Source organism: Kitasatospora sp. NPDC048722, assembly GCF_040650235.1.
Taxonomy (GTDB): Bacteria; Actinomycetota; Actinomycetes; order Streptomycetales; family Streptomycetaceae; genus Kitasatospora.
Genome location: NZ_JBEZGX010000032.1, coordinates 79,450 through 100,724, shown reverse-complemented (window position 1 = coordinate 100,724; position 21,275 = coordinate 79,450). Strand labels below are relative to the sequence as shown.

General features: G+C 73.3%; 18 protein-coding genes. 14 read left to right on the top strand and 4 right to left on the bottom strand.

Annotation, left to right across the window (positions count from 1 at the left end; genetic code table 11):
• Positions 1-154 precede the first annotated feature (154 nt).
• The gene (locus tag AB0C76_RS23590) at positions 155-301 is read right to left on the bottom strand and encodes a hypothetical protein (RefSeq protein ID WP_359968762.1); all 147 of its coding nucleotides are present in this window, start codon (positions 299-301) and stop codon (positions 155-157) included.
• Positions 302-563: 262 nt separating this feature from the next.
• On the opposite strand from AB0C76_RS23590, the gene AB0C76_RS23585 reads away from it, so the two are divergent.
• The 9 genes from AB0C76_RS23585 (at position 564) to AB0C76_RS23545 (ending at position 14,366) form a co-directional block, all read left to right on the top strand.
• On the top strand, positions 564-1,364 hold the full coding sequence (locus AB0C76_RS23585) for a pentapeptide repeat-containing protein (RefSeq protein WP_359968760.1): 801 nt from the start codon (positions 564-566) through the stop codon (positions 1,362-1,364).
• Between the two features lie 201 nt (positions 1,365-1,565).
• Positions 1,566-2,354 (top strand): response regulator transcription factor, encoded by a 789-nt coding sequence (locus AB0C76_RS23580; RefSeq protein ID WP_329928966.1) that lies wholly within the window; start codon positions 1,566-1,568, stop codon positions 2,352-2,354.
• A gap of 12 nt (positions 2,355-2,366) precedes the next feature.
• On the top strand, positions 2,367-3,884 hold the full coding sequence (locus AB0C76_RS23575; RefSeq protein WP_359968757.1) for a HAMP domain-containing sensor histidine kinase: 1,518 nt from the start codon (positions 2,367-2,369) through the stop codon (positions 3,882-3,884).
• A 135-nt stretch (positions 3,885-4,019) separates the two neighbouring features.
• Positions 4,020-5,348, top strand: a complete 1,329-nt coding sequence (locus AB0C76_RS23570) for an EF-hand domain-containing protein (RefSeq protein WP_359968754.1) — start codon at positions 4,020-4,022, stop codon at positions 5,346-5,348.
• A 443-nt stretch (positions 5,349-5,791) separates the two neighbouring features.
• Positions 5,792-7,336: a cytochrome ubiquinol oxidase subunit I gene (locus AB0C76_RS23565; RefSeq protein WP_359968751.1), complete on the top strand. Its 1,545-nt coding sequence runs from the start codon at positions 5,792-5,794 to the stop codon at positions 7,334-7,336.
• 19 nt (positions 7,337-7,355) lie between these two features.
• Positions 7,356-8,357: a cytochrome d ubiquinol oxidase subunit II gene (gene cydB, locus AB0C76_RS23560; protein WP_359968748.1), complete on the top strand. Its 1,002-nt coding sequence runs from the start codon at positions 7,356-7,358 to the stop codon at positions 8,355-8,357.
• A gap of 1 nt (position 8,358) precedes the next feature.
• Positions 8,359-11,880: a thiol reductant ABC exporter subunit CydD gene (gene cydD, locus AB0C76_RS23555; protein ID WP_359968745.1), complete on the top strand. Its 3,522-nt coding sequence runs from the start codon at positions 8,359-8,361 to the stop codon at positions 11,878-11,880.
• 26 nt (positions 11,881-11,906) lie between these two features.
• Complete coding sequence (locus tag AB0C76_RS23550; protein ID WP_359968742.1) at positions 11,907-13,715, top strand: GAF domain-containing protein; 1,809 nt, start codon at positions 11,907-11,909, stop codon at positions 13,713-13,715.
• A gap of 189 nt (positions 13,716-13,904) precedes the next feature.
• Positions 13,905-14,366, top strand: coding sequence for a hypothetical protein (locus AB0C76_RS23545; RefSeq protein WP_359968739.1), 462 nt, complete (start codon positions 13,905-13,907; stop codon positions 14,364-14,366).
• Between the two features lie 132 nt (positions 14,367-14,498).
• On the opposite strand, the gene AB0C76_RS23540 is transcribed toward AB0C76_RS23545, so the two are convergent.
• Positions 14,499-15,362: an HAD family hydrolase gene (locus AB0C76_RS23540; protein ID WP_359968768.1), complete on the bottom strand. Its 864-nt coding sequence runs from the start codon at positions 15,360-15,362 to the stop codon at positions 14,499-14,501.
• Between the two features lie 178 nt (positions 15,363-15,540).
• Here AB0C76_RS23540 and AB0C76_RS23535 point away from each other — a divergent pair, with 178 nt between their 5' ends.
• On the top strand, positions 15,541-15,735 hold the full coding sequence (locus tag AB0C76_RS23535; RefSeq protein WP_359968736.1) for a hypothetical protein: 195 nt from the start codon (positions 15,541-15,543) through the stop codon (positions 15,733-15,735).
• A gap of 16 nt (positions 15,736-15,751) precedes the next feature.
• Here AB0C76_RS23535 and AB0C76_RS23530 read toward each other — a convergent pair whose 3' ends face one another.
• Both AB0C76_RS23530 and AB0C76_RS23525 read right to left on the bottom strand, forming a co-directional pair.
• Positions 15,752-16,645, bottom strand: a complete 894-nt coding sequence (locus AB0C76_RS23530; RefSeq protein WP_359968733.1) for an LLM class flavin-dependent oxidoreductase — start codon at positions 16,643-16,645, stop codon at positions 15,752-15,754.
• A gap of 340 nt (positions 16,646-16,985) precedes the next feature.
• Complete coding sequence (locus tag AB0C76_RS23525) at positions 16,986-17,897, bottom strand: serine/threonine-protein kinase (protein ID WP_359968730.1); 912 nt, start codon at positions 17,895-17,897, stop codon at positions 16,986-16,988.
• Positions 17,898-17,983: 86 nt separating this feature from the next.
• On the opposite strand from AB0C76_RS23525, the gene AB0C76_RS23520 reads away from it, so the two are divergent.
• The 4 genes from AB0C76_RS23520 (at position 17,984) to AB0C76_RS23505 (ending at position 21,041) form a co-directional block, all read left to right on the top strand.
• Positions 17,984-18,529 (top strand): RNA polymerase sigma factor, encoded by a 546-nt coding sequence (locus tag AB0C76_RS23520; RefSeq protein WP_359968727.1) that lies wholly within the window; start codon positions 17,984-17,986, stop codon positions 18,527-18,529.
• On the top strand, positions 18,526-19,374 hold the full coding sequence (locus AB0C76_RS23515; RefSeq protein ID WP_359968724.1) for a hypothetical protein: 849 nt from the start codon (positions 18,526-18,528) through the stop codon (positions 19,372-19,374). The genes AB0C76_RS23520 and AB0C76_RS23515 overlap by 4 nt, the downstream gene beginning before the upstream one ends.
• A gap of 94 nt (positions 19,375-19,468) precedes the next feature.
• Entirely contained in the window at positions 19,469-20,173 is a 705-nt protein-coding gene (locus tag AB0C76_RS23510; protein ID WP_359968721.1) for a hypothetical protein, read from the top strand.
• A gap of 274 nt (positions 20,174-20,447) precedes the next feature.
• Positions 20,448-21,041 carry a hypothetical protein gene (locus AB0C76_RS23505; protein ID WP_359968718.1) on the top strand — a complete coding sequence of 198 codons (594 nt, stop codon included), beginning with the start codon at positions 20,448-20,450 and terminating at the stop codon, positions 21,039-21,041.
• Positions 21,042-21,275 lie beyond the last annotated feature (234 nt).

The following is a 21,275-nucleotide window of genomic DNA, read 5'->3' as shown; positions in this document are numbered from 1 at the left end:
AAACGCTCGGCTGGGAAACCCCAGCCGAGCGTCTGCATAAACTCATCGCGGCCTAGACAACCGACCACGTGTTGCAACGACCCCTAGAAACCGCCGTCGTCGGGCGGGGGCCTTCGTGCGTGTTGAACCTCGCCGTCGTCCGGACGTTTGATCCTCAGGTCGCGACGACGCCGAGGGCGACGGTGACGATCGCGATCGCGAGGAGGGCGAGGAGGACGGCGCCGACGACGAGCAGAGTGCTCGAGGCCGCGCGCTGCTCCTGGCTCGACCACAACCGCTCCCGCCGCATGTGGTTCGCCATCACGGCGGGGGCGGACGGGCAGTGCGCTACCCGGCCCCGGACGGAAACTCGTTCAACCGGAGGCTTTGAGAGACGGGCGATGGACCGCGAGCGACACCTGTGGCGTCGATCCGCACCTCATGAGGTTCGCCGGCCGACCCGCGGTGGCGGGAACCGGTGGGGGCTGGTATCGGTGGAAAGTGAGGTCTGCGGGGCGCAGGTCGTGCCCCGGTTCCAGTCGGCCGCGCGCCCGGTCGTGTAGTGCGCAGAATGTGGTTCTCCCATGCCCGGAATCAGTCCTTGGCAGTGGATTCTGGTTGGAATCCTGGTACTCGTGGGAGTGTTCCTCGCCGCTCTCGCCTGGCGGCTGGCAGCGCACCCCACGCTGACGGGGGACAGCCAGGCCGAAAGCAGCGTGCTCTCCGGGGTGGGTGGTGGTCTGATCGCCGGATTCGCCGTCGGGCTGTCGGTGATGTTCCTCCAGCAGGCCATCGGGAAGTCGGAGGAGGCGGCGGCCTGGCGGGCGGACGTGGCGATCGCCTCCACCATCCCCGGGTTCGACTCCCACGCCCATTCGATCAAGGGACTGAACTTCAGCGGCAAGAGCCTGCGGGACGCGGATTTCAGTCACCAGGACCTCACCGACTTCGAGTTCCGCGACGCCGATCTCCGGGGAGCCGACTTCACCGGTGCGGACCTCAGGAACGCGGACCTGATCGGAGCGCGCGTCACGGCGGCCGAACTCAGGGGGGCCAAGTTCGAAGGTGCCCTGCTCCAGGACGCGGACTTCAGCTGGAGCGACACGACCGTGATAGGCACGCTCGCCGGCGCGCAGGCCAACGAACGGACCTGCTGGCCACCGGGTTTCCTGAACGACCCGCTCATGCGGGGTGTCGATGCCGAGCAGTGGCGCAACGTGGCGGACAACACGGTCCATCCGCCGTCCAAGGGCAAGGAAGGGCCGTGCAGCCCGCTGGAGGTCGGCAGCCAGGAGAGCACCGGGGATTCCACCAACGGATTCGTACCGCTCCTCCTCTCGACCCAGTGGCCCTATGCCACGGTCCGGGCAGTCCGGCCGTCGTGATCGGGGGCGGCCCCGGCACGGGTTCCGCCCGGCCGCGATCCGCCCTACCCGCCAGTACGCACACCATCCAGCCCGTCGCCGTGGGCCTGTCGGCCAAAAACCGACCGATAAGGTGTTAATCCAACATTCATCCATGCCGCATAGCCTCCGGGGGCTAGCCTCATGCTGAACGCCATCGTCCGACCGGGAGGCGAAACCCCCGTGCAAGGCACTGTGACCACGCCAGGCGGCTCCGCCGTGGCCGGCGGGCCGGGTGAGGCCTTCCTCCTCGTCGTCGACGACGAGCCCAACATCCGTGAACTGCTCTCCGCCTCCCTGCGGTTCTCCGGCTTCCGGGTCGCCTCCGCCGCGACCGGCACCGAGGCCCTGCGGCTGATCGCCGACGAGCGCCCCGACCTCGTCGTCCTCGACGTCATGCTCCCCGACCTCGACGGCTTCACCGTCGTCGAGAAGCTGCGCGAGCAGACCAGCCGCGGCCAGATCGCCGGGCCCGCCCACGGCCACCCCGGCGACCACCTCCCGGTGCTCTTCCTCACCGCCAAGGACGGCGTCGGCGACAAGGTCCAGGGCCTCGCCGCGGGCGCCGACGACTACGTCACCAAGCCGTTCAGCCTCGAAGAGCTGATCGCCCGGATCCGCGCCATCCTGCGCCGGGCCGGCGGCCCCGCCGAGGACGGCCGACTGATCGTCGCCGACCTCAGCCTCGACCCCGTCGCCCACGAGGTCACCCGCGGCGGCATCCCGGTCTCGCTCTCGCCGACCGAGTTCAAGCTGCTGCACTACCTGATGGCCAACGTCGGCCGGGTCGTCTCCAAGGCCCAGATCCTCGACCACGTGTGGGCCTACGACTTCGGCGGCGACCTCTCCATCGTCGAGTCCTACATCTCCTACCTGCGCCGCAAGCTCGACTCCGGCCCCGCCCACGGCCCCAAGCTGATCCACACCGTGCGCGGCATCGGCTACGCCCTGCGCCGGCCCCCGCAGGGCTGACCGGCCCCGCCCGTGCCGACCCGCTTCACCTCCCAGCTCTCGCTGCGCGCCCGGCTGCTCGTGCTCGTACTCGCCCTCGTCACCACCGGACTCGTGGTCAGCGACACCATCGTGCTCGGCACCGTCCGGATGCAGCTGGTCGAGCAGCTCGACCAGCAGCTCCAGCGCTTCGGGCTGCCGCTGTCCCACCGGTCGCCGGGCAAGCTCAGCCCGCCCGACGCCGGGGGACGGCCGACCGTCAACGGGCGGCGCGGGCAGGGCCTGCCCAGCCAGTACCTGGTGCAGTACCTCACCTCCGACGGCAAGGTGCAGGGCGTCATGCGCCAGCCCGTCTCCGACAGCGACCCGGCGCCCCAGCTGGCCGGCCTGGACCCGGCCGCCACCGCCCCCGACGTGCCCTTCGACCTGCCCGACCAGCGCGGCCACCGCAGCTGGCGGGTGCTCGTCCTGCCGCTCCAGCCGGCCAAGGCGGCCGGCCCCGGGACGGTCGCCAGCCCCTACGCGTCGCCGCTCGTCACCCCGACCTACCTGATGGTGGCCGTCTCCCGCGAGGACATCGACGCGACCATCGGAAAGCTCCGCACCTCCTTCCTCGCCATCGGCGGCGCCGTGTTCGTCCTCATCGCCGCCCTCGGCTTCTTCGCCGTCCGCACCGGGCTGCGCCCGTTGCGGCGCATCGAGGCCGGCGCGGCCCGGATCGCCGCCGGCGAGCTCTCCCACCGCATGCCCGGACCCTCCCGCCGCACCGAGGTCGGGCGGCTGTCCATCGCGCTCAACGGGATGCTCACCCAGATCGAGGCCGCGTTCGCCGCGCGCGCCGAGTCCGAGGCCCGCATGCGGCGGTTCATCGCCGACGCCTCGCACGAACTGCGCACCCCGCTGGCCGGCATCCGCGGCTTCACCGAGCTGTACCGGATGGGCGCGCTGCCCACCGAGGAGGACGTGCGGCGCACCATGACCCGGATCGAGAGCGAGGCCGTGCGCATGGGCGCCCTCGTCGAGGACCTCCTGGTGCTCGCCCGGCTCGACGAGGAACGCCCGCTCGACCTCGCCCCGATGGACCTGCGCACCCTCGCCGCCGACGCCCTCCACGACCTCACCGCCCTCGACCCGACCCGCCCGGTCGCCCTCACCGGCCCGGCCGGGACGGGTGCCCCCGGCGCGGCCCCCGTCCTCGGCGACGAGGCGCGGCTGCGCCAGGTCGTCACCAACCTGGTCGGCAACGCCGTCAAGCACACCCCGCCCGGCACCCCCGTCCGGATCGGCGTCGGCGGGGCCCCCGGCGGCGTCTGCCTCCTGGAGGTCGCCGACGCCGGCCCGGGGCTCACCGAGGACCAGGCCCTCCAGGTCTTCGAGCGCTTCTACCGCGTCGACCCTTCCCGCAGCCGCCACGACGGCGGCGGGGCCGGCCTCGGCCTCGCCATCGCCACCGCCCTCACCCACGCCCACGGCGGCACCCTGACCCTCGAAACCTCCCCGGGCGCCGGCGCCACCTTCCGCGTCGAGCTCCCGACGACCACGGCCTCCTGACCCCGATCGGGTGAATCCAGGCTGTTCCCCGGGCCCCTGCCCCGGTCGAGTGCGACGGTTCCAGCGGCTCGGTAGAGGCGGTCGCGGGGACCGGAAGAGCTGAAGGGGCGGGTGGCGGTGGGGTTTCGGCGGGACTTGGCCGAGTGGCGGGTGGCGCTGGTCGCGTGGCGACTGCTGGTGTTGCAGGCGGCGCATCCGGTGGTCGGGGCGGGGATGGACGAGCACTCGACGTACCGCGCGCATCCGTGGCGGCGGGTGGAGCACACGCTGGGGAGCGGGCGGCGGCTGTTCCACCAGGACGCCGACGCGCTCCGGCGGGAGATCGCGCGGCTGGAGCGGGCGCACAAGCGGATCCGCGGGACGGACGCGGACGGGCGTGCGTACGACGCGAAGGACGCGGCGACCAGGGCGTGGGTGCTGCTGACGCTCTTCGAGGCCGTCGTCACCATGCGGGAGCTGGGAGGTGATCCGTACGACCGCGGCGAACTCGACCAGGCGTACCGCGAGTTCGTCGAGGCCGTCGCGGCGTTCGGTCTTCCGGACGGTGAACTTCCACGGTCCGCAGCCGACCTGCCCGGGTACTTCGTCAAAGTCGCCCGCGAGCAGCTGGAGTTCACCGAGTCCGCCCGCTACCTGCTGTTCGACATCCTGCGCGAGGCGCCCCGGCCGCGCCGGCTCCGGTTCCTCGGGGACGCGGGCTGGCGCGCGGTGCGGGCGGTGGTGGCCCGGGCGGTGACGGCGCTGACGGTCGCCGACCTGCCGCCCGTCGTCCGGGAGCGTCTCGGTCTGGTCCGCACCCGCCGTGCCGCCCTGCTGTCCCGGCTGCTGCACCGCGGCGCCGGGGGCGTCCTGCGCCGTCTGCCGGACCACCTGCGCTACCGTCCCCCGGAGCAGCGCCCGCCGTCCCGATGGCGCCCGACGCGGCGGGACGCCCGCCGGCCCCGGCTGGACCGGTTCTTCCGCGAGGTGCTCGACCAGACCGGCGACGGCCGGCTCACGGTGCACGACCTGCGGGCGATGGCCCACAACGTGTGCTGGCAGCTGGAGCTCGACGACGCCGGCGAGGCCGCCGTCCACACGGCCTTCGAGGGCTGGTGGGAGCAGCTGCGCGAGAGCATGGACGCCGACGGCGACGGCGAGGTGAGCCGCGAGGAGTTCGTCGCCGCCACCATCGCCGGCTGCGACCGCGACCCCGCCTACCTGGAGGCCGGCCTGCTGCCCGCGTTGCGCGCCGTCTTCACCGCCGCCGACACCGACGGTGACGGCCACCTGGACGCCGACGAGTACCGCGCCGTCTTCGGCGGCCCCCGCGTCCACCCGGCCGAGCTCTCCCACGGCTTCCGCCGGCTGGACACCGACGGGGACGGCCGGATCACCCTCGACGAGTTCCTGCACGGCTTCACCGCCTTCTTCACCGCCCGCGCCGCCTCCACTCCGGGCACCCACCTCCTCGGCCGTCCGTAGCGCCTCCTGCGATCGGCTGCCACCGGCGGGCCGCCCCCGAGCGGGAGGCGCAGGGCTTAGGGGCCGGACCCGGGGCCGGATCCCGCGCGGCCGTCGGCGGGGTTGCTCACGCGCGACGGCCGGGAGCCCGCCGCGGTGGAGGCGGCACCGAAGGGGCGGCCGTGTCAAGTGCCGGGTCGTCCAAGACGATCACCGGATCCGCCCGAGCGTTCGTTGTCGCTGCCGCGGGCGGCTCCGCAGACTGTGCGCACCGCCTTGCAGGCCTTCGCCCTGGTCAGACCCAACCCCGCGTGAGGACCCCCCGTAAGGATGATGGATACTGGCCCTTGTGAACGTGTTCACGTTCACAAGCGGACAAGCTTGCGTGGTTAGGCAGCGGTCTACGGCTATAGAAGAAGTTTGTCCTGAATGTGCCCGAAAGGGCAGGTTGGAGAGAGGGCGACGTGGAACTGGCAATCGCTCACGAAACCATCGCCAGATGGCAATTCGGCATCACCACCGTCTACCACTTCCTCTTCGTCCCGCTCACCATCAGCCTGGCCGCCGTCGTGGCCGGGCTGGAGACCGCCTGGGTGCGGACGAACAAGGAGAAGTACTTCCACGCCACGAAGTTCTGGGGGAAGCTCTTCCTGATCAACATCGCGATGGGCGTGGTCACCGGGATCGTCCAGGAGTTCCAGTTCGGGATGAACTGGTCGGACTACTCCCGGTTCGTGGGCGACGTCTTCGGGGCCCCGCTCGCGATGGAGGCGCTGATCGCCTTCTTCTTCGAGTCCACGTTCATCGGCCTGTGGATCTTCGGCTGGGACAAGCTGCCGAAGAGGATCCACTGCGCCTGCATGTGGATGGTCGCCCTCGGTACGGTGCTCTCCGCCTACTTCATCCTCGCCGCCAACTCCTGGATGCAGCACCCGGTCGGCTACGTGGTCGACCCGGTCACCGGCAAGGCGCAGCTCACCGACATCACCAAGGTGCTGTTCCAGAACACCACCCTCACCGTCGTCGCGCACACCCTGACCGCCGCCTTCCTCACCGGCGCGGCCTTCATGGTCGGCATCGCCTCCTTCCACCTCTGGAAGGCCAAGCGCAAGCCGGAGACCGCGGACCCCAGGAAGACCGCCGTGATGCGCACTTCGCTGCGACTCGGCCTGGTGCTGGCCGTCGTCTTCGGCCTGGGCACCGCGATCAGCGGCGACTCGCTCGGCAAGGTGATGTTCGAGCAGCAGCCGATGAAGATGGCCGCCGCCGAGGCGCTGTGGGACACCCAGTCGCCGGCGCCGTTCTCGGTCTTCGCGATCGGTGACGTCAGCAAGGGCCACAACTCGGTCGAGCTGGAGATCCCGGGGATACTCTCCTTCCTCGCGCACAGCGACTTCAGCTCCTCCGTCCCCGGCATCAACGACACCGCGGCCGCCGAGGCAGCCAAGTACGGCGGCGATCCGAAGGACTACATCCCGAGCATCTTCATGACCTTCTGGGGCTTCCGCCTCATGATCGGCTTCGGGATGACCTCCTTCGTGGCCGGCCTGGTCGGGCTCTGGACCACCCGGCGCAGATTCCTCCTGCACCCCGACTTCCGCACCGGCGACACCGAGGTGCCGCGGCTGATGCTAACCCCGAAGCGCGAGCTGGGCCCGCTGCTCACCAAGTGGAGCTGGCGGATCGGCATCCTGACCATGGGCTTCCCGCTGATCGCCAACAGCTTCGGCTGGATCTTCACCGAGATGGGCCGCCAGCCCTGGGCCGTGTTCGGCCTGATGACCACGGCCAGTGCGGTCTCCCCCAACGTGAGCGTCGGCACCCAGGTCGGGGCCCTCGTCACCTTCACCACGCTGTACGCGATCCTCGCCGTCATCGAGGTCCGGCTGCTGGTCAAGTACGCCAAGGCCGGTCCGGTGGTGTCCGAGCAGCCGCCGACCGTGGACCCGTCCCTGCGCGGACCGTCCGCGGACGAGGACGCCGACAAGCCGCTCGCGTTCGCCTACTGAGCACCACAGGGGATCTGACATGCAACTCCACGACGTCTGGTTCGTCCTGATCGCCGTCCTGTGGATCGGCTACTTCTTCCTGGAGGGCTTCGACTTCGGGATCGGCGTGCTCACCAAGCCGCTGGCCAGGACCACCGCCGAGCGGCGGGTGCTGATCAACACGATCGGCCCGGTGTGGGACGGCAACGAGGTCTGGCTGCTGACCGCCGGCGGCGCGACCTTCGCGGCCTTCCCCGACTGGTACGCGACGCTGTTCAGCGGCTTCTACATCCCGCTGCTGGCCATCCTGGTCTGCCTGATCGTGCGCGGCGTGGCCTTCGAGTACCGGGCCAAGCGCGACGGCGAGCGCTGGCAGCGGAACTGGGAGGAGGCCATCTTCTGGACCTCGCTGATCCCGGCCTTCCTGTGGGGCGTGGCCTTCGCCAACATCGTGCGGGGCGTGGACATCGACGCGCAGAAGAACTACGTCGGCACCTTCTGGGACCTCCTCAACCCGTACGCGCTGCTCGGCGGTCTGGTGACGCTCAGCCTCTTCACCTTCCACGGCGCGGTGTTCGCCGCGCTGAAGACGGTCGGCGAGATCCGGCTGCGGGCGCGCCGGGCCGCGCTCCTGGTCGGGACGGTGACGGCGGTGCTGGCGCTCGCCTTCCTGCTCTGGACCCAGGCCGACAGCGGCAACGGCCGGAGCCTGGTGGCCCTGGTGATCGCCGTGCTGGCCCTGGTCGGCGCCTTGGTGGCCAACCAACTCGGCCGTGAGGGATGGGCGTTCGTCCTCTCCGGGACGACGGTCGTAGCCGCCGTGGCGACGCTCTTCCTGGCGCTCTTCCCGAACGTCATGCCGTCGACGCTGCAACCCGAGTGGAGCCTGACCGTCACCAACGCCGCGTCCTCGCCGTACACGCTGAAGCTGATGACGGTCGTCGCGGCCGTGTTCACCCCGCTCGTGCTGCTCTACCAGGGCTGGACGTACTGGGTGTTCCGCAAGCGCATCGGCGTCCAGCACATCCCGGCCGGGCACTGACATGAGGCCGGTCGACCCGCGACTCCTCGGGCACGCCCGCACCACCCGGGCCTTCCTCGCCGGATCCGTGCTCCTCGGCGCGGCGGGCGCCGTCCTGGTCGTCGCGCAGGCGAGCCTGCTCGCCGGGATCGTCGTGCGCGGCTTCCAGGACAGGGCGACGCCCGGGGAGCTCACCACCCCCCTGGTGCTGCTCGCCCTGACCGCCGTCGGACGGGGGCTGGTCGGCTGGCTCACCGAGCTCACCGCGCACCGGTCCGTCGCCCGGGTGAAGTCCACCCTGCGGCGCCGGCTGCTCGACCACGCCACCGCGCTCGGCCCGGCCTACCTGGCGGGCCGGCGCACCGGCGAGCTCACCACCCTCGCGACCCGCGGCGTCGACGCCCTCGACGACTACTTCGCGCGCTACCTCCCGCAGTTGGCGCTCGCGGTGGCCGTTCCGGTGATCGTGCTGCTGCGGATCGCCGGGGCCGACTTCACCTCGGCCGCGATCATCGCCGGCACGCTGCCGCTGATCCCGCTGTTCATGGTGCTGATCGGGATGGCCACCCAGTCCCGGATGGACCGGCAGTGGCAGACCCTCGCCCGGCTCTCGCACCACTTCCTCGACGTGGTGGCCGGCCTGCCCACCCTCAAGGTGTTCAACCGGGCGCGCGCGCAGGCCGCCACGATCGCCCGGATCACCGCCGACTACCGCCGGGCGACCCTGCGCACGCTGCGGATCGCGTTCATCTCCTCGTTCGCGCTGGAGCTGCTCTCCACGCTGTCGGTCGCGCTGGTCGCGGTGTCCATCGGCTTCCGGCTGGTGGACGGCACGCTCGACCTGGAGACCGGGCTGCTGGTCCTCGTCCTCGCTCCCGAGGTGTACTTCCCGATCCGCCAGGTCGGCGCGCTGTACCACTCCAGCGTGGAGGGGCTGACGGCGGCGGACGAGATCTTCGAGGTGCTGGAGACGCCGCTGCCCGCCGCCGGGGTCGTCCCGGCCCCCGCGCTCGCCGGCGCGACGGTGACGGCGGACGGCCTGGTCGTGCGGCACCCCGGGCGGACGGAGCCCGCGCTGGACGGCGCCGGGCTGACGTTGCGTCCGGGCGCCACCGTCGCCCTCACCGGACCGAGCGGGGCCGGCAAGTCGACCCTGGTGTCCGTCCTGCTCGGCCTCACCGCGCCGGACGCCGGCACCGTCCGGATCACCGCCGCCGACGGCCGCACGTACGACCTGGCCGAGCTCGACCCGGCCACCTGGCGGCGGCAGATCGCCTGGGTGCCGCAGCACCCCCACCTGTTCGCCGGGACGGTCGCCGAGAACCTGCGCCTGCACCGGCCGGAGGCGAGCGACGCCGAGCTGTGGACGGCGCTGCGGTCCGCGCACGCACTGGACTTCGTGACGGACCTGGACGCCGTCCTCGGCGAGGACGGCGCCGGGCTCTCCGCCGGGCAGCGGCAGCGGATCGCGCTCGCCCGCGTGCTGCTCGCCGACGACCGCCCGCTGGTGCTGCTCGACGAGCCGACCGCCAACCTGGACGGCGCCTCCGAAGCGGCCGTCGTGGACGCCGTCCGGGCGCTCGCCGAGGACCCGGCGCGCACGGTCCTGGTGGTGGCCCACCGGCCCGCGCTGCTGGCCGTCGCGGACGAGCGGGTGCGGCTGGCGGGTGCCGCCGCTCCGGCCGCCGCCGCTGCCGTCCCGCACCCGGCCCACAGCGGTCGGCCGGTGGCCGCGACCGCCGTCGAGGACGAGACCCCGGCCGGCACCGCCGCGCCCCGGCTCGCGCTGTCGATCCTGCTCGGCGCGCTCGCCCTCGGCTGCGCCGTCGCCCTCATGGCCACCTCGGGCTACCTCATCTCGTACGCCTCCGAGATGCCGCCGGTGCTCTACCTGATGATGGCCGTCACCTCCGTCCGTGCGTTCGGCATCGGCCGCAGCGTCTTCCGGTACGCCGAACGGCTCGTCTCGCACGACGCCGTGCTGCGCACCCTCGGCACGCTGCGCGCAGCCGTCTACCGGCGGCTCACCGTGCTCGCCCCGGCCGCACTGCCCGCGTTCCGGCGCGGCGACCTGCTCTCCCGGCTGGTCGCCGACGTCGACGCGGTCCAGGACCACTACCTGCGCTGGCGACTGCCCGCCGCCGTCGCCGGCGTCGTGTCGCTCGCCGCGGCCGTCGCGATGGGCGCCTTCCTGCCCTCCGCCGGCGCCGTCCTCGGCATCGGACTGCTGCTCGCGGGCGCGGTGGTGCCGGCTCTGGCCGCTCGCTGGTCGGCCGGCGCCGAGCGTCGGCAGGCCCCGGCGCGGGGGCGGCTCACCACCGCCGTCGTCGACGCCTTCTCCGGCACCGCCGAACTCACCGTCGCGGGCGCGCTGCCCGGCCGGCTCGCCGCCGTCCGCAGGGCCGACGCGGCGCTGACCGGGCTGGCCGCCCGCTCGGCCGCCACCACCGCACTCGGCACCGGGCTGATCACTCTGCTCGCCGGACTGACGGTGACCGCCGCCGCGGCCGTCGGCCTGCGCGGCGTGCACGCCGGGGCGCTGGCGCCGGTCTGCCTGGCCGTCGTCGTGCTCACCCCGCTCGCCGCGTTCGAGGCCGTCACCGGGATGCCGCTCGCCGTCCAGGCCCGCCAGCGCAGCCGCGCTGCGCGGGCCCGGCTGGACGAGGTACTGGAGGCGGAGCCCGCGGTCGCCGAGCCGGCCGACCCGGCGGCGCTGCCCGCGCAGCCGCTGCCGATCGCCGTGCGCGGCCTGGCGGTCCGCCACCCCGGCCGGACCGAGGACGCGCTGTCCGGAGTGGACCTCGACCTCGCGCCCGGGCGCCGGATCGCCGTCGTCGGCCCGTCCGGCTCCGGCAAGACCACGCTCGCCCAGGCGCTGCTGCGCTTCCTGGAACCACGTGCGGGCGGCGTCACCTTCGCCGCCGGCCGTCCACAGGCTGTGGACGGCCGCGCGCTCTCGGGCGACGACGTCCGCCGGGTGATCGGCCTCTGCGCGCAGGACGCCCACGTCTTCGACAGCTCGCTCCGGGAGAACCTGCGCCTCGCCCGGCCGGGCGCGGACGAGGACGAACTGCGCGCCGCCCTGGCCGCCGCCCGGCTGCTCGACTGGACGGACGGCCTGCCGGACGGCCTCGACACCATGGTCGGCGAGCACGGCGCCCGCCTCTCCGGAGGCCAGCGCCAGCGCCTCGCGCTCGCCCGGGCCCTGCTCGCCGACTTCCCGGTGCTCGTCCTCGACGAGCCCGCCGAACACCTCGACCTGTCCACCGCCGACGCGCTCACCGCCGACCTGCTCGCCGCCACCGCCGGCCGCACCACCGTCCTGATCACCCACCGGCTGGCCGGGCTGGACGACGACACCGTGGACGAGGTGCTGGTGCTGGACGGCGGCCGGGTGGCCGAGCGGGGCCGCTGGTCGGAGCTGCTCGCGGACGGCGAAGGGCGGCTGCACGCGATGTGGCGGCGGGAGCGGGAGGCGGACGGGCTGCTGGTGGCCCGCCAGTGCCACGCCACCGGCCGCCCGGTCGCGCCGTCCTTCGGATGAAAACCGTACAAACTAGGCTCATCTTCATGGACCCCACGCCAGACCTCCCCGCCGCCGCACCGGAGCCCACCCCCCACCGGGTGCCCGAGATCGCCTCGCTCGGCCTGGACACCCTGGTCACCGAGGTCGCCGAACGCCTCCAGTCGGCCGCCGCCGTCACCGACCGGATGCAGCGGCTGCTGGAGGCCGTCGTCTCCATCGGCGCAGGACTCGACCTGCACGCCACCCTGCACCGCATCGCCACCGGCGCCGCCGAACTCGTCGACGCCCGGTACGCGGCCCTCGGCGTGATCGCCCCCGGCGGGCACGGCCTGGCCGACTTCATCCACGTCGGCATCGACGACGCGACCGCCGCCGAGATCGGCGAACTGCCCGCCGGGCGCGGCATCCTCGGCGCGCTCATCGACCGCCCCGAACCGCTGCGCCTGGCAGACCTCGGCAGCGACCCGCGTTCCTCCGGGTTCCCGCCGCACCACCCGCAGATGAAGACCTTCCTCGGCGAGCCGATCCGGGTCCGCGACGAGGTGTTCGGCAACCTCTACCTGACGGAGAAGAAGGGCGGCGGCGCCTTCACCCCCGAGGACGAGCAGGTGGTGAACGCGCTCGCCGCCGCGGCCGGCGTCGCCATCGAGAACTCCCGCCTGTACGAGGAGGGCCGGCGCCGCGAGCGCTGGATCGCCGGCGCCGCCGCCGTCACCACGGCGCTGCTCTCCACCGACGAGGCCGAGGTCGCGCTGACGGTCGCCGCCGAGCAGGTGCGGGAGCTGGCGCACGCGTCGCTCGGCATGATCCTGCTGCCGACCGCCGCCGACGGCGAGGACGTCTCCCAGATGCGCGTCGCCCACGCGTCCGGCGAGGCGGCCGAGTTCGTCCGCGGCGAGCTGCTGCCCAAGGACAGTTTCGCCACCCGGCTGCTCGCCGGCGAGAGCGTCCACCTCGACGACATGTCGAGCGACCCGACCGTGGTGATCCGGCTCGCCCGCAGCTTCGGCCCGTCCATGGCCGTCCCGATGGTCGCCGCCGGCCGGGTCCTCGGTGGGCTCTGCGTCTGGCGACCGCGCGGTGCACTGCCCTTCACCGACAGCGAGAAGCAACTCGCCGAGACCTTCGCCTCGCAGGCCGCGCTGGCCCTGCGGCTCGCCGAGGGCCAGCGCGACCAGCAGCGCCTCGCCGTCTTCCAGGACCGCGACCGGATCGCCCGCGACCTGCACGACCTCGTGATCCAGCGGCTGTTCGCCACCGGGATGATCCTGGAGAGCGCCGCCCGCCGCTCCGTCGTGCCCGAGGTGAAGGTCGGGATCGGCAAGGCGGTCGACGAACTCGACGCCACCATCCAGGAGGTCCGCACCACCATCTACGCGCTCCAGCACGACAACCACGGCGACGTCCCCGACACCCTGCGCACCCGGGTGCTGCGCGAGGCCAGCCAGGCCGCGGCGGCGCTCGGCTTCAAGCCCGCGGTGAGCTTCGTCGGGCCGGTGGAGAGCCTCGTCGGAGACAAGACCGGGCGTCAACTGCTGGCCGCGCTGAGGGAGATGCTCTCCAACACCGCCCGCCACGCCCGGGCCTCCCGGGTCGGCGTGGAGATCGACGCCACCATCCACCTCGACGACGCCGGGCACCCGGTCGGCGGCGACCCGGAGTCGCTCGACCGCGGCGGCCGGCCCGGCGTGCTGCTCACCGTCACCGACGACGGCGTCGGCATCCCCGCAGGCGGCCGGCGCAGCGGCCTCCTCAACCTCACCCGCCGTGCCGAGGCCCTCGGCGGCGACGCGTGGCACGAGGGCGGCCCGTACGGGAAGGGCACGAGAGTCCGCTGGACGTCCCGGCTCTGAGGCCGGGGGAGGACCCGGAACACGAACGGTTCGGGGACGACGGGGGAGGGGCGGTGGTGGATTGGTGATAGCTGAACAAGGGAGAACTTCCCGACCAACGGCGTAAGTTGTCGGCGTCCGCCCCTTCCGGCGTGTCCGTGTGCACACATAGCTTTGCTCCGTCTCGGAGGGGAACCGGACGGGGGAGCAGTGGACGCGTCGGGCCGCGGTCACGCCGCAGCAGGACCAGCGAGCCGAGGGGGGTTCCGCACCGAGCGGGCGCCGGACGGGCGCTACCGCTGGCAGCTCAAGGCGCCCAACGGGCGGGTGGTCGCCATCACCCCGGTCGCCTTCGAGACGGTCGGCGAGGCCGAGCGCGGCTTCGAAGGGCTGCGCGCCGGCGCCGCCGAACTCACCGCGCGCATCACCCACGTCCGGGACGGCATCGGATGGATCTGGGTCGTCCCCGGCTACCGCAGCCTGCCCGAGGTGCGCTCCAGCCGGGCCTACGAGCGGTACGCCACCTGCCAGAACGCGTTCCGCCGCTTCGTCGTGCTGCTCGCCAAGCAGCCGGCGCGCGAACTGCCGGGGCGCGAGCCGCCCGAGCGCGAACTGCCGGCGCGCGAACGGCCGGGGCGGACCGCGTCGCTCAGACGCCCCGATGGCCGCTGAGCGGCGCGGCCCCCGGCTGTTCGTCGTGCGGGCGGACGACCGCCGCGTCGGCCGAAAGCGCTGCGCGCGGCCGACGGGCGGCCGCTCGGCGTGGGCGTCGCCTGGAAGCCCGCGCGACCGGCGCACCTCGGACTACGTCAACGGCCGCTTCGGCTGAGGGAGCCCGAGGATCCGCTCCAGCACCGCGGCGACGCCGTCCTGCTCGTTGCTCACGGTGTGCAGCGGCACCGCCGCCAGCACCTGCGGGTGCGCGTTGGCGACGGCGTACGCGGTGCCGGCCCAGTCCAGCATCTCCAGGTCGTTCGGCATGTCGCCGAAGGCGACCACCTCGGCGCGGTCGATGCCGTGCCCGGCGCACCAACGGGCCAGCGTGCTGGCCTTGGTGACGCCGGGCGCGCTGATCTCCAGCAGCGGGATCGGCGCGGACCGGGTGATCTCCGCCAGGTGCCCGGCGGCCTCGCGGGCCTCGCCCAGCAGCTTGTCCGGGTCGAGGTCCGGGTGCTTGGCCAGCAGCTTGAACAGGCCGCGCACCGGCCCGCCCGGCCCCAGCAGCAGCTCCGCCGGGCCGACCGGGTGGTCCACGTCCTCGCCCCACATCGGCACCTCGTACCCGGGCTCGCGGGCGAACCCGGCCGGGTACTCGAAGGCGAAGGACGTGCCGGGCAGCTTGGCACGCAGGATCGCGACCACGGCCAGGGCGGTCTCCGCCGGCAGCGGGAAGGCCTCCAGCAGCTCGCCGCGCCGCACGTCGACGACCGCGCCGCCGTTGGAGCAGATCGCCACCCCGTGCCCGCCGATGTGCGGACTGACCTGCTGCATCCAGCGCGGCGGGCGCCCGGTCACGAACACCACCCGCACCCCGGCCGCCTCGGCCGCGGCGAGGGCGTCGGCGGTGCGGTCGGTGACGGTGCCGCCGCTGCACAGCAGGGTGCCGTCCAGGTCGGTGGCGATCAGGCGGGGGGCGCGGGGTTCGGTCACCGGTCCATCTTCGCCCATCGGCGGGGTACCGGTCACCGGCGGGACCGTCACCCGTCCTCCGACCCCGGTCGGCCTTCTTTCGGCCCCGGAAGCGTCGTTTCCGGCCGATTCGACCGGGGCGGGGGTGTCCGGCTTCCGCCCTCCGGGCAGGACCCGCGTGGCCGAGCAGACAGCCTCCCCGTCGGCAGGAAGAGCCATGCCCACTCGCCAGCTTCGGGACCAGCCGCTCCCGACCGCCCCTCCCGTGGCCCGCGTCGCCTCGCGCGAGCCCGTCCTCCTCGGCGACGTGCTGTTCCACGCCCTCGCCGAGATCGCCCGCCGGGGAGCCCCGGACGGGCCCGCCGAGCCGGAGCCGAAGCTCCCCGCCCAGCGCACCCGTCCGCACCCGTGATCCGGCCCGCTCGCTCCTAGCTGTCGCCGAGCTGGGCGAGGCCCTCGGTGGCGATGTCCTCGAAGACGGCGAGGTCGTTCTCGAAGATCGAGTCCGGCACCGGCCAGTGGATCACCAGCTCGGTGATGCCCAGCTCCCGGTAGGTGCCCGCCCAGTCGACGAAGGCGCCCAGCGACTGCAGCGGCTTCTCCGCCGTCGAGCCCTGGAGCATCACCTTCTCCAGCGTGGCGACGTCCCGGCCGGTGGCCTCGCAGGCAGCGGTGAGCTTCGCGATCTGCTGCGCGATGACCTCGGGCGCCTGCTCCACCGGCACGTCCGCCGGCCCGCGCGGGTCGCCGTACGTCACCCAGCCCTGCCCGTGCTCGGCGGCCAGCCTCAGCCCGCGCGGGCCGGTCGCGGCCACGTAGAACGGGACGCGCGGCGTCTGCACGCAGCCGGGGATGTTCCGCGCCTCGACGGCCGAGTAGTACGTGCCGGCCTCGGTCGTGGCGTCCTCGCGCAGCAGCCTGTCCAGCAGCGGCAGGAACTCGCCGAAGCGGGCCGCCCGCTCCTTCGGTGACCACGCCTCCTGGCCCATCGCCGTCGCGTCGTAGCCGACGCCGCCGGCGCCGATGCCGAGCGTCAGCCGCCCGCCGGACACGTCGTCCAGCGTGATCAACTCCTTGGCCAGCGTCACCGGGTGCCGGAAGTTCGGCGAGGTCACCAAGGTCCCGAGCCTGATCCGCTCGGTCGCACACGCCGCCGCCGTCAACGTCGGCACCGACCCGAACCACGGCTCGTCCCGGAACGACCGCCACGACAGGTGGTCGTACGTGTACGCGGCGTGGAACCCGAGTTCCTCGGCCCGCTGCCAGATCTTCTGCCCCTCGCTCCACCGGTGGATGGGGAGGATCACCGTGCTCAGACGCATACCGTCGACCCTACGGCAGCCGCCAGCGGCCATCGCCCTCCGACTTGACGAGCTCTTCGTCCCGAGTGAAGCCGGTGCCGCGCCCCGGCCAGGTTCGGGAGCGCATTGGTCCGCGTCGTGGGAGACGATGACTTCGAGGCTGTCGCCGGTTTCGTCCTCGTGGACGATGGCTGCGGTGCCGACGGCGACTGCGGGGTGGGCGTCGGCGAGTTGGTCGGCGGTGACCTGTCCGTCGGTGGCGGCGGTCAGGTGGCGGCGGAGGGCCTGGATCCTTCACAAGTTCGCGGCCGGATTCCTCGCCGGGACACGACCGCCGGTGCCGGCTGGCTCCCTGCCGCTTTCAGCGCTGCAGCCAGCTCAGCAGGGTCGTCGCCGTGAACACCGTGCCCGACGCCAGACAGACCGCGCGCGGGGTCAGCCACCCGGGGCCCTCCAGGGGCCGGGACTGCGGGACCGGAGCCAGCAGCGCGTCTGCGAAGGCCTGGGCGGTCGGCGGTCGGTCCGCCGGGTCGACGGACATCGCGGCCCGCAGCAGCAGGGCGACGTTCGGTGGGAGCTCCGCTCCGGCTGGGGGCGCCGGTAGCGTCGAGGCGGTCGGCTGGTCGGTCATCAGGGCTGTGGCGCGTCCGCCCGGGCCGAAGGGCTTCTGCCCGGTCAGCAGCTCGTAGGTCACGACGGCCAGCGCGTACACGTCGGCCCTCCCGTCGAACCCGCCGGTCTGGAAGGCCTGTTCCGGTGCCATGTACGCGGGCGTGCCCGTGGTCACCGTCAGCCCGGACGCGTCGGCCAGTTGCTTCGCGCTGCCCAGATCCGCCACCAGCACCGCGGCGGGCGCAGGGCCGGTGGCGAGCAGCAGGTTGGACGGCTTGACGTCGCGGTGCACCACGCCCGCCTCGTGCAGGACCTGGACCGCGTAGCCCGCCTCCGCGGCCAGCCGCAGCGCCTCCTGCGGGTCGCACTGCCCGACCCGGTCCGCCAGGGTGCCGCCGCGTACGTAGTCCATGACGAAGTAGGGCCGGTCCTCCTGCACCCCGACGTCGTGCACCCGGACCACCCGCGGGCTGGCGATCCGGCGCAGCAGCCTCGCCTCCGTCAGGAACCGCTCGCGCACATCGGCGTTGACGGCCCAGTTCTCGGCCAGCACCTTCACCGCGACCTCGGTGTCGAGCTCCGGATCGTAGGCCTTCCAGACCGTCGCGAAGGAGCCGGCTCCGAGCCGCTCCAGGAGGAGGTAACGGCCGAGCTTGCGCATGTGGCAGCATTCTGCCGGAGTCGGTGGGAGTGCGGAACTCCCGTTCGGCGGGTGGGATGCCAGGCGGGACGAAACGGGGGGATCCGGTGTTCGAGGAAGGCGAACTGGAACGGCTCGTGGCGGCCGCTCAGGCGGGGGACCCGGGGCCGACGGAGCACCTGCTGGCCAAGCTGCGGCCGGTGGTGCTGCGCCGCTGCTCGCGCTTCCTGCCCCACCACGCCGACGCGGAGGAGGCCGCGCAGGACGCGCTGCTGTCCATCAGCACGCACCTGGGCGAGTACGGCGGCCGCGGCTCCTTCCTGGGCTGGGTGACGGTGATCGCCTCGAACGCCGCCCGGTCCACCTACCGCTCGATGCGCCGGCGCGCCGAGGACAGCCACGCCGACCTCCCCGAGTCCGTCGACCCGCGCACCACCAGCGTCATCGCCGGGACCCGGCTCGACCTGATGGAGGCGCTGGCCGCGCTGGAGCAACAGCACCCCACCCTGGTGGAGGCCTTCGTGCTGCGTGACCTGGGCGACCTGACCTACGTCCAGGTGGCCGAGCAGCTGGACGCCCCGTTGGGCACGGTGAAGGACCGTATCCACCAGGCCCGCCGCTTCATGCGCGAGCGCCTGGTCACCGGTCCGTGAACGGCGCTCCCGCGGCGGGCGGCGGCCGCGCCGTCGTCCGGCCCCGGTCCGCCGTCGCCGCTCTGGTGGCCGCCGCCGCGCTCGGGCTGGCGACCGGCTGGTTCGTCCTGCCACCGCCCCCCGGTGCCACCGCGCACCCGGCAGCACGGTCGGATGCCGCGGCCGGCGGGGCGTCCCGGGGCGCGACCGCTCCCGCGACGCCCGGCGGGTCCGTCCCGACGCCCGTGTCCGCGGCCTCCGGATCCGCCTCGCCGACCGGTGCGACCGGGCCGGTGACGACCGCGAACCTTCTGGAACCCGGGGCGTTCAGCCCGGACGTCGGCATCGGGCAGATCCACGTCACCGACCGGTACGGCGACGGGGTTTACGCCAACTCGGCCTGCACCGGCGAGAAGACCCTCAGTCAGACCCTGGGCGGGCCCGGTGCCCACTTCCGCGGGCTGATGACCAGCCCCCGCACCAGCCCAGGCGACCCCACGCTGGCCGCCGACCGCGTCGACCAGGTCGCCCGCGAGGTCGCCGCCGAGGCCCCGAGCCCCTCCCTGGCGCAGAACTTCACCGAGCGCCTGCTGCTGGAGGAGGTGGCCTGCCAGGAGGAACCGCCGGGGCACTGGGTCTTCGGGGTGACCACGACGCTGCGGCTCGCCCCGGACGTCACCGCGAGCTGGATGGGCACCTACCAGGGATCGCTCAATACCACCGGCAGAGCGCCCGAGGGCGAGGAGCCCTGCGGCGGCATCGCCGCGCTGCGCAGCGGCAACCACTACGGGGTGCTGGAGGTCGACGCCTGCCTGGGGACGGCCGCGATGGACCGCGTCGTCAGGACCGCTCTGTCACAGCTGTGAAACAGCCCGTCAGGGCTCCAACTTTCCCTCCCCCGGCGGCATCTCCCCGGTCGTACGAGGACGCAGCAGGCGTCCCGACCAGCAGGGGGACCAGATGACCGAGAACCACGCCGTCCAGCCGAAGTCCGTTCGCCGCAACCGGGTCGCCGCCGCGGCCTGCTTCGCCGCCGCACTGGTCACGGCCAGCGTCGTCGGCACCCAGTCGGCCACCGCCGACGGGGCCGCGAGCAACGCCGCGAACCGCACCGCGGTCGCCGCCCAGCCGGCTGCTGCCGCGGTCGCCACGCCCGGGCTCGGCTCCGCCGGCCTCGTTCAGAGCGAAGACTTCCGGCAGGGCCTGAACCCGGTCGGCGCGACCGTTGCGCTGACCGGACGCCAGGGGCTGTCCGCGTGCTCCGGCGAGGAGACGATGCGCGACCTGACCAAGGGCAAGGCCACCGCGTACGCGTCCGTGACCTGGACCTTCGACACCGATGGCCGACTGTTCGAGTCGGCCGCGAGCGCTCCCACCGAGACCGCGGCCACCACCTGGGAGAAGCAACTCGTCGGGCTCGTTCAGGACTGCCAGGACGAGCCCGACGGCCACTGGCACTACGGCGCGGCCCACACCCTGACCGTCACCGGCGGCACCGCCCGCTGGTACCCGGCCTACAACGGCGACGGCACCGTCAGCGGCGGGGTCGCGGTCCTGCGCAGCGGCACCAAGGTCGCCATCGTCGAGCTCACCGGCCAGCCCGCCGGCGCCCCGACCTACGTCGAAGGCATCACCGCCGCAGCTCTGAACCGCCTCTCCTCCTGAACGGCAGCCCCGCTCCGCCCGGCGGAGCGGGGCCGGCCCCGAACATCGAAGAGGCTCGCACGCCCCGGGGCCGTGCACCGATGGACGGGGAGGATCACGGTGCTCGGTCGCATGGCTCCGACCCCACGTCGCCGGTGCACCGGTGTCGGGTGGTGCCGGGGACGCCCAGGGGCGCGGGGGTGCCGGTGCGGGCGTGCGTGGAGCGACGGTGGGAGGCGCTAGTCTGTCCGCCGCACCGATAACCTGATCATGCGTCACACGGGGGTTAGTCGCCATGCTCGTTTCCAGGAAGATGCTCTCCGCCGCCCTGGTCGCCACGGCCGCGTTCGGCCTGGCCGCCTGCGGCCCGGACAACCCGTCCGACCAGGCCGGCGGCGGCTCCGGCACCGCCGCCGCACCCACCGGCGCGCCCGCCACCGGTGGGGCCTCCGGCGCCGCCTCGCCGACCGGGAAGGCCAAGCCCACCGGCAAGCCGTCCGCCGGCGCCACCGACGGCGGCCCGGAGGGCTTCTGCACCCACGACCCGCTGCCGGCCGGGCAGAAGTGGATCGTTCCGGTGAAGGGCACCAACGGGACCACCCTGGTCTACAAGGACACCAAGGACGCCTGCGGGGTCGACGACGTCGCCCTCGAACCGACCGGGCCCGACAAGACCGCGCAGTTCGCCCCCACCTTCAAGGCCCAGCTGCGGTCGGTGGTGAAGCCGCCGATGGATGCCAACGCGGAGACCCTCGCCAAGCACGTCAACGAGTGCATCGCGACGCCGGGCAGCGACAAGGGCGTCTACCCCTGCCAGAACAACGTCTTCAAGGTGACGCTCGACGCCTCCGGCAAGGTCGTCGAGATGTGGGAGACGGCGGTTTCCTGAGGCGCGGCCGCCCGCGCCGGTAGGCGGGCGGCGCAGGGCGAACGGGGCGGATCGGCGGTCGACGCCGGTCCGCCCATTGCGTTTGGATCACGGCGTGCCCGATTCATCGGGAATTGGGGCGGAACGTGGTGATGATTTTGTTGGCGGATTTCTCACCGGGCTCTCATACTTCCTGCTGAGACGCGTGCCGGACGGTCCGGAGAGCCGCTGGGGGGCGGTGTGCGAGGGGCCCGC